Origin of the sequence: Bacillus sp. JJ1764 (assembly GCF_036962145.1) — a bacterium.
Lineage (GTDB): Bacteria > Bacillota > Bacilli > Bacillales > Cytobacillaceae > Neobacillus.
The window spans coordinates 1-9,156 of record NZ_JBALNY010000133.1; the positions used below are offsets into that span (position 1 = coordinate 1).

Annotated in this window: 6 protein-coding genes and 1 pseudogene; all 7 read right to left on the reverse strand. The window is 38.3% G+C overall.

Going from position 1 to position 9,156, the window contains the following annotated elements; translation table 11 throughout:
- Nucleotides 1-1,191: ABC transporter ATP-binding protein (locus V7083_RS17905; RefSeq protein ID WP_335480429.1), on the reverse strand; the 1,191-nt coding region annotated here is incomplete at its 3' end.
- A 207-nt stretch (nucleotides 1,192-1,398) separates the two neighbouring features.
- Nucleotides 1,399-2,481, reverse strand: coding sequence for a BMP family lipoprotein (locus tag V7083_RS17910; RefSeq protein WP_335480431.1), 1,083 nt, complete (start codon nucleotides 2,479-2,481; stop codon nucleotides 1,399-1,401).
- Nucleotides 2,482-2,570: 89 nt separating this feature from the next.
- Nucleotides 2,571-3,285 (reverse strand): annotated as a pseudogene (locus tag V7083_RS17915) (GntR family transcriptional regulator).
- Nucleotides 3,286-3,616: 331 nt separating this feature from the next.
- Entirely contained in the window at nucleotides 3,617-5,974 is a 2,358-nt protein-coding gene (locus V7083_RS17920; protein ID WP_335480433.1) for an FtsK/SpoIIIE family DNA translocase, read from the reverse strand.
- Nucleotides 5,975-6,089: 115 nt separating this feature from the next.
- The gene (locus V7083_RS17925; RefSeq protein WP_335480436.1) at nucleotides 6,090-6,314 is read right to left on the reverse strand and encodes a YlzJ-like family protein; all 225 of its coding nucleotides are present in this window, start codon (nucleotides 6,312-6,314) and stop codon (nucleotides 6,090-6,092) included.
- Nucleotides 6,311-7,066 carry a ClpP family protease gene (locus tag V7083_RS17930; RefSeq protein WP_335480438.1) on the reverse strand — a complete coding sequence of 252 codons (756 nt, stop codon included), beginning with the start codon at nucleotides 7,064-7,066 and terminating at the stop codon, nucleotides 6,311-6,313. The genes V7083_RS17925 and V7083_RS17930 overlap by 4 nt, the downstream gene beginning before the upstream one ends.
- Before the next feature lie 341 nt (nucleotides 7,067-7,407).
- On the reverse strand, nucleotides 7,408-9,075 hold the full coding sequence (locus V7083_RS17935; protein ID WP_335480440.1) for a ribonuclease J: 1,668 nt from the start codon (nucleotides 9,073-9,075) through the stop codon (nucleotides 7,408-7,410).
- Between the last annotated feature and the right edge of the window lie 81 nt (nucleotides 9,076-9,156).

Consider the following 9,156-nt stretch of genomic DNA (forward strand, 5'->3'; position numbering starts at 1 on the left):
GGCATATTCGCTTGGTGTACGAACATCAAATTCACTGATTAGTTTTTTTGCTTGTTTGTAGATTTCTTTAAAGTTTAAAATGCCGTTTTTTGAAAATGGTTTTTTATAATAATTTTGCAAAACCATATTTTCCCCAATTGTGAAATTTAACACTAATCCATGTTTATGACGGTCTTGAGGGATATGACCTACCCCAGCTTCACTTATTTTTCTAGGAGAATGATTTATTAATTCTTTCCCATTTAAGGTGACACTGCCTTTATCCGATTTCCGAAGTCCAGTAATTGCTTCAATAAACTCCGATTGACCGTTCCCATCGATTCCGGCAATTCCTAAGATTTCCCCGGCACGAACTGTTAAGTCAAGACCGTTAACTACAGTAACCCCTCTTGTATCCTTTACAGTTAAATCTTTAACTACTAAAACATCTTGTTTTGGCTCGGCAGGTTTCTTTTCTGTTTTGAAAACAACCTCACGGCCAACCATTAAACTGGCAAGTTCATTCTCGTTTGTTTCACTGACATTAACTGTACCGATTCCTTTTCCTTTACGGATAACGGTACAACGATCGGCAACCTCCATGATTTCTTTCAATTTATGAGTGATGATAATAATAGATTTGCCTTCTTTAATCAATGTTTTCATTATTTGAATTAATTCATGAATTTCCTGAGGTGTTAAAACCGCAGTTGGCTCATCAAAGATGAGGATTTCCGCACCACGATAAAGGGTTTTCAAAATTTCGACGCGTTGTTGCATCCCTACTGAAATATCAGAGATTTTTGCCTGAGGATCAACAGCTAAGCCGTATCGTTCAGATATTTGGCGAACTTCTTGTTCTGCCTTTTTAATATCAATACTTCCTCTTTTGGTAATCTCTCTTCCTAAGATAATATTTTCTGTAACAGTAAAAACATCAACCAGCATAAAGTGCTGATGCACCATTCCGATTCCAAGATCATTGGCTACGTTAGGATCTGTTATTTTAACAGGTTTTCCTTTTACTCTAATTTCTCCTCCTTCTGGTTGGTACAAACCAAATAGGACATTCATTAGAGTTGATTTGCCGGCGCCATTCTCACCTAGCAATGCGTGAATTTCTCCCTTTTTTAATTGAAGGGTAATGTTATCATTCGCAACAAAATTGCCAAATTCTTTACGAATGTTTAGCATTTCAATTACATAATCCATAAATTCTCACTCCCTGTTTTAAAGGTATGGAAATTTTGACCAATAGTAGTAAGAGGTCAGACTTTTAAAGTTTTAAAAAAATTGGGGAATTTCCCCACTTTAAAACCCTAAGTGAAAAGTAAAAATAAATTTTACACTTCATTTAAGATTTCAATTAAGAAGGAATAAGCAGGCAGGAATTGATCCCACTTATTCCTTTTTCTGTTCTTATTTTGCTTTAAAAGTTTTCAATTCTGCTCTTGTTCCAGGAACTTTCACAGAACCAGACTTAATTTTCTCTGTCCAATCACTGATTGCTTTATCGATATCAGCTTTGTTCGCAACTTTAGCGTTAATTGGAGCTGCAGCAACACCATCTTGAGCTAAGCCGTATAGAGTTACCTTTCCTCCAGGGAAGTCGCCATTCATAGCTTTTGTAGCAGTGTCTTCTACAGCAACGTCTACGCGTTTTACTGCAGATGTAAGAACAATTTCAGGTCCCATGTCTGATTGGTCACGGTCTACACCGATTGCCCAAATTTGTTTGCTTGGATCTTTAGCTAGACGGTCTTTCGCTTCTTTGAACATACCGTTACCAGTAGAACCAGCAGCAGCAAAGATTACATCTGTACCAGAAGAGTACATTTTGGATGCAATATTTTGTCCAAGTTCAGCTTTATCAAACGCACCAGCATATTGAACATCTATAGTAGCACTTGGGTTTGCTGCTTTAACGCCAGCTTCAAATCCGGCTTCGAAACGCTCAATTACAGCACTTTCCATACCGCCGATAAATCCAATTTTGTTCGATTTAGTTGCCATACCTGCTGCAACACCTACAAGGAAGGATGCTTCTTGCTCCTTAAATAGGATACTTGCAACATTCTTTTGTTTTACTTCAGAGTCAACAATAGCAAAATGTTGGTCTTTTTGCTGCTTTGCAATTTCTTCAACAGCACCTTGCATCATGAAACCAATACCAAACACTAAATCAAAGTTTTGGCGTGCAAGTGTATTTAAGTTTGTTGCATAGTCAGCATCAGATTTGGATTGAAGGTAGTCAAAGCCGTCTTTGCCTTTTTTCATACCATTATCTTTGCCAAACTTTTGAAGACCTTCCCAAGCAGATTGGTTAAATGATTTGTCATCAACACCACCAACGTCAGTAACCATACCTACAGAGAATTTTTTGCCTTTGTCTCCGCCCTTTGAAGTATCATCGCCGTTGTCATTGCTTTTTCCACAAGCACCAAGTAGTGTACCAGCAGCAAGTACTAACGATAGCGCCATTCCAATTTTACGCTTTTTCAAGGTATTGACCCCCTAATAATTTTGTTTGATTAAGTAGAAATGTTGATAAGCATAGACTTGTTTGCGTTTTCAAAAGTTTTTAAAAAAATTTAAACCCTTTTTCTTAAAACATGAAAACTAAACTTATCCGCTTTAAAGTAGTTTACCGAAAAAAGGACAGGTTCATCCATTTCATCGAAATGCATTTGTTTTAAAACCAACAATGCAGTTTCTGGGTCACATTCCAGAATTNNCATGGTAGCCGACTGGCTCGATTTGAGCAACCGCGTATGTAATCCTTCGGTTTGCCTCCCCATCTAAGATATTAAAGATTGATTCTTGTTCATGAGAAAAGGTTTCCGGTAAAATGTGTGCGGGAACCTTGTCGATACAGTATACGACCGGTTCACCATTTGCAGTTCTAACTCTCTCCATTACGACTATTTCCTCACTAGTGGAACATGCAAAACGACGAATATCCTCTTCGGTAGGGCTTTGTGCTGATGAACTTAGAAAAATAGTGCCTGGTTTCATTCCAGCCTGCATAATCATGTCAGTAACACTATTCAATTGCTCGATCCCTGAGGTAAACAAAGGTTTTGCATTAACAAACGTACCAACACCATGGCGTCTGATAATCACATTTTCCTCTTCAAGAATACGCAGTGCTTCACGAAGAGTTGCCCTGCTTACACCAAGTTGTTTGGCAAGATCAAATTCTGACGGAAGTTTTTCTTTTTCTTTGTAAACGCCAGCTTCAATATCTTGCTTTAAATGATCGATAACTTGTAAATATAAATGCCGGTTATCTGACTTTATGGACATGCTGCATTCCTCCAGCCCTTTCTCAAGACATCAGACATCTGATATCATTCCTACTAATCGAGTTTATATTATCATGTTTTTTGGTATAAATAAATAGAATTTCTTGATTTTGTCGAAAAAAGGCATGAAGTTGTGAACATTCATCAAGTTAACTAACAAAGAGGAAAACTTTCTGTTATAATCTATATTTACCTTCTTCACAACAGAAATAGTAGGAGGATTTTGCTAAATCTTCATTAATTTTGTCCATTACTATAGTATCAGATTCACATGAAATTAGTACTAAAAAAAGAGCCAAGCGGCTCTTTTTCTTTCATTATCGTTGTCCTTTTTATGAACTTTGCTCTTCACTAGGTTTGGATTGCAAGACAGCTCGCGGTTTACTTCCTTCATATGGCCCGACGATTCCGCGAACTTCCATTTCGTCAATTAATCTAGCCGCTCTGGTATAACCGATCCGAAAACGTCGCTGGAGCATAGAGACGGACGCAGTTTGCATATCAACAACTAAATCAACTGCATCGTTATATAGATCGTCATCGACTTCACCTGTTGCTTCAGGGAGATCATCTGGAATCATTTCTTCTTGATATTGTGCTTTTTGTTGAGAAATAACAAATTCAACGATATCTTCTACTTCTTGATCAGATAGGAAAGCTCCTTGTACCCGAACAGGTTTCGAAGCTCCAACAGGCATGAACAGCATGTCCCCTCTGCCCAGGAGTTTCTCAGCTCCCCCCATATCAAGAATAGTTCTCGAATCAGTGGCACTAGATACAGCGAAAGCAATTCGTGAAGGAATATTTGCCTTAATAACACCCGTAATGACATCTACAGATGGTCTTTGCGTAGCAATGATTAAATGGATCCCGGCAGCGCGGGCCATTTGCGCAAGTCGTGTGATTGAATCCTCCACATCCGAAGATGCCACCATCATTAAATCCGCTAACTCATCTACGATTACGACAATATACGGTAAAAGAGGCTGTTTATCATTTTCCTCCAGATTATGCCGGATCACATGATCATTATAGCCCTCAATATTCCTAGTTCCGGTATGGGAAAATAGTTCATAACGTCTTTCCATTTCGCTAACTACCTTTTTTAGTGCTTGTGAGGCCTTTTTGGCATCCGTCACTACAGGTGCTAACAAGTGTGGTATCCCATTATAAACATTTAATTCGACCATTTTTGGGTCAATCATCATTAATTTTACTTCATGAGGCTTTGCCCGCATTAAGATGCTGGTAATAATTCCGTTGATACAGACACTTTTTCCGCTTCCGGTTGCACCGGCAACCAGCAAATGGGGCATTTTATTTAGCTCAGCCTCTACCGCTTCACCAGTAATATCACGACCCAATCCAATTAACAATTTGGCATCCGGCTTATCGTTATGTGTAGATTCTAAGACTTCCCTTAATGAAACCATAGCAATTTCTGTATTGGGCACTTCTATTCCGATGGCAGATTTCCCTGGGATCGGCGCCTCTATCCGAATCCCTTTTGCTGCAAGCGCCAAGGCAATATCATCGCTTAGACTGACTATTTTACTTACTTTGACCCCTACATCTGGATGTACCTCATACTTTGTTACTGCAGGGCCGAGATGAACTTGTGTAACCCGTGCCTTAACACCAAAACTTTGAAACGTTCTTTCGAGTTTGGCCGCATTTTTATTTATTAATTCATATTCACCACTCTGATCTGTTTTATTAGGCATTCTCAACAACTTTAGCGGTGGTAATTCATAATCGATATTTTCTACTTCAGTAAATGAAATCGGTGGGGTATTATCTTCCTCTTCCACTACTTCATTTCTTTTTCTACTACTATTGTTCTTATTCTGGTCTTTCTCTGATTTTTCTAACGGGATCTCTTCAACATAAGCTCGATCTGCAAAGCTTGAGATAATTGGTTCTGGAGTTGGCTGGACATCAGGAACATCTACAGGCTGAGCATGGATAATCGGAGGATTGTTCAAAATTGGTGAAGTCTTTTCTTCCTTTTGCTCTGTTCTTTTCTCCTTTTTTTGTTCTTGTTTCTTTTGCTTCCAGCTGGAAAGATCCGTTTTAAACTCTTCCCATTGATGTTTGATAAAACCAAATATAGAAATCACTATTTTGCCAATAAAGTCCCCAAAAGATTTACCTGTCAATAATATAAATCCAATCAGAATAAAGACAAAGGCAATGATCTTAGTGCCTGTTTCCGCAAATAAGTAATGAAATAACGCAAACAAAACGGCTCCGATCATGCCACCTCCAAGGTCAGTGGTCGAAGTTTCTCCTCGGAGATCCATTAAAAATAATTCCCATGTGTTTCCGATAACACTTGGGTTTTTAAATTTGCCGTTGTTGGTTAATAAGCGAAAAAGGGTTACGTGGCTTAATAAAAGAATGGCTGAAATGATTAAATAAGACCCAACTAATTTAATATGAAAGAAAAATGGAATCTCCCTTTTCCACATTAAATAAATACTTAAAAAAACTAGACCGATCAAACCTAGCATGTACCATTCTCCCATCCAAAAACGGAAAAAGAATACAGTTGCCCTGCCGACGGCGCCAAGCTTAGCCATTGAAATAACTGCCAGAGCTAATAAAACCAAAGCAGATAATTCATATTGGACTGTTCGTTTCAGTTGATTCTCTCTTCTTTTGGGTTGTCTTTTCTTCTTTTTGACCATTTAATCACCTTAACATTTATATTAGCATCTCTTATGTAAAAAGGAAGAAAGCAGCCCAATGGCTGCTCTTGTCTACTTAACTTAAGTATACCATAAATATTTATTGGATTTCTGATTATCGATCGAGATTCAATAAAGAAATTTTAGACCCTGGACAAATGTTTGCATTTAAATAATGCTGAGGATCACTGCTTAAGATCCGGATAACTTGGTAGCTTTGGTTATCTGTTTTTTCAACTATTAGTGGGACTCCTTGGTAGTTTACCATTTGTTGCTGTTGAAAAACACTTGAATCTTGTGGGAAAATTAATTCCTGCGGCATCATAGTATATAAAATCACTGGACAAGACCTTCTTTATTTTCTTTCTTTAATTCAATCATTTCATTTAATTTTCGCATTGCCTGCCCAAGGCCGCCAACCTCATCAATGAGACCGGATTTTACTGCATCAATACCAATCACATTTGTCCCGATATCTCTTGTTAAATTTCCTTTAGCAAACATTAAATCTTTAAATTTCTCTTCTGAGATATTCGAGTGTTTTGTAACAAAGCTCACCACTCGCTCCTGCATTTTATCCAAGTATTCAAAAGTTGCAGGAACCCCAATGACTAACCCCGTCAGTCTAATTGGATGAATCGTCATAGTGGCTGTTTCTACTATATATGAATAATCACAGGAAACAGCGATTGGAACGCCAATGGAATGACCTCCCCCCAAAACAATGGATACAGTTGGTTTGGAAAGAGACGCCAGCATTTCAGAGATTGCCAATCCTGCTTCAACATCTCCTCCCACTGTATTTAAAATAATAAGAACTCCCTCAATATTTGGATTTTGTTCGATGGCAACCAACTGAGGGATGATATGTTCATATTTGGTTGTTTTGTTTTGAGGCGGAAGTGCCATATGCCCTTCTATTTGGCCAACAATCGTCAAACAATGAATTTTGGAATCAGGTGAAAGCTGTGGTACATTGGTTTGCCCTAACTGCTGAATTTTTTCTATAAGTCCTGAAGAAGGCTTTTCCTCTTTTTGAGGCTCCCCGCCTTCTTGATTTTCGGAATCATAATTTAGGATATCTGTATTCATTCCAATACTCCCTTCAAGCATGATATATTTTAGTATTTACCTATGAGTTAATTTCATGCTTAAAGAATAGATAAAGAGGTTGGACCAAAATGACTATACTGGAACTCCTGTTAAATTAACGGTCTCAATATTAGTCTGTTGATTTCCGATCCAAGCACTTCGCTTTCCGCGGGCGTTGCGGTGAGCCTTCTCGTCGCTGAAGCGCCTGCGGGGTCTCCCGCAGGAGTCTTCGTGCCTTCCTCTCCAATCAACAGAGTCCTAAAGATTAATGAAACTTTTACAAGAAAAAACTGACTCAAAAAGGTGCATTTACACCATCTGAGTCAGTCTCTAAGCCCAAATTAAATTTCCATAATGATTGGAAGAATCATTGGACGTCTTTTGGTTTTTTCGTATAAATAGCGATTTAATTCATCTCTGATTTCTTGTTTTAAGGTAGCCCATTCAAAAGTGTCTTTTGCAATATTTCTTTCAACAATGTCTTTTACTAATTTTGTGGAATCATCCATTAATTTTTCTGATTCTCTTACATAGACAAAGCCTCTTGAGATAATCTCTGGTCCGGCCGCAATTTTTTTCTCCTGCTTAGTCAGTGTTACAACCACGATAAGGATTCCATCTTGAGATAAAAGCTTCCGATCCCGTAAAACAATATTCCCAACATCGCCAACACCTATTCCGTCAATCAGGACATTGCCGGATGGAACTTTTCCGGTGATGGAAAATTTCCCTTCTTTCCACTCAACAATATCACCACGGTCAGGAATGTAAATTTGACTATCACGCAGCCCACATTCTAATGCCAATTTTCGATGTGCCTTCAACATGCGGAATTCCCCATGAACCGGAATAAAAAATTTTGGCTGCATTAAGTTCAGCATAAATTTTAATTCTTCCTGGCTGCCATGACTGGAAACATGAATGGTACGGTTCCCATATATCACATTTGCGCCTGCTCTAAATAGCATATCAACTGTTTTCGATAAAAATAACTCACTGCCACGAAGAGGGGACGCAGCAATTAACACCGTATCACCCTTTTGAATATTTAAAAGTTTATGGGTTTGCTTTGCCATTTTTTGCAGTGCTTCTATTGGTTCACCCTGACTGCCTGTCATAAGAACGACGATTTCATGATCTTGATAATCCTTGATCTCCTCTATGGAAATAATTAAGTCGTCGGCCACTTCTAAATAACCTAGGTCCAAAGCAATGTGGTAAATTCTTTCCAGGCTCTTCCCAATAACAACAACCTTGCGTTTATTCTCTAACGCAGCATCAAAGATATGTTGAATTCTGTTAATGTCAGAAGCAAAGCATGCAGCTATAATTCTTCCTCGAGCATTATACAAAGCACTGGAAAGTTCGCGTTGGACAATTGCCTCCGAAGTGGTATATCCAGGTTTTTCTGCTTCAGTACTATCAGACAATAAACATAATACCCCTTGTTCACCAATAGCGGCCATTTTGCCTATTTCCGGCTTATAGAACTTAGTGGCAGCTTGATCAAATTTAAAATCTCCTGTGTAAACGATAATGCCTTCAGAGGTATGTATACAAACACCGACCGAATCTGGGATACTATGGTTCGTTTTAAAGAAGCTAACTTTAACCGTTTCCATTTCCACAATTGAATTAGATTCCACTTCGATGAAATTAGTCTTTCCAAAGTACTCTTGTTCTTTTAGTTTTGCCTTGGAAAGTGCTAAAGTCAATTTCGTACCATAAACAGGAACATCCATTTGTCTTAAAACATAGGAAAGTGCCCCAATATGGTCCTCGTGTCCATGAGTTAGAAAAATGGCTTTTACTCTTTCTTTGTTTTCTTTTAAATAAGTAATGTCCGGGATCACCATGTCTATGCCAAGCATTTCTTCCTCGGGGAACATTAAACCGGCATCAATGATAAATATGTCCTTGTCCACTTCAACAAGATACATATTTTTCCCGATTTCTCCTATACCACCAAGTGCTATGATCCTGATGGATTGATTTTTTTGATTGATCACTATCCGTTTTCCTCCTATGCTGCGTGTTTCCACATACTTTGTTTATCTATATTTTTGGCTCTATTAAACTTGGCTGTTGAT

Excerpts from the sequence above, each read along its gene's own strand:
- V7083_RS17920 (WP_335480433.1), bottom strand. The coding sequence starts at position 5,974 with ATGGTCAAAAAGAAGAAAAGACAACCCAAAAGAAGAGAGAATCAACTG.
- V7083_RS17930 (WP_335480438.1), bottom strand. The coding sequence starts at position 7,066 with ATGAATACAGATATCCTAAATTATGATTCCGAAAATCAAGAAGGCGGG.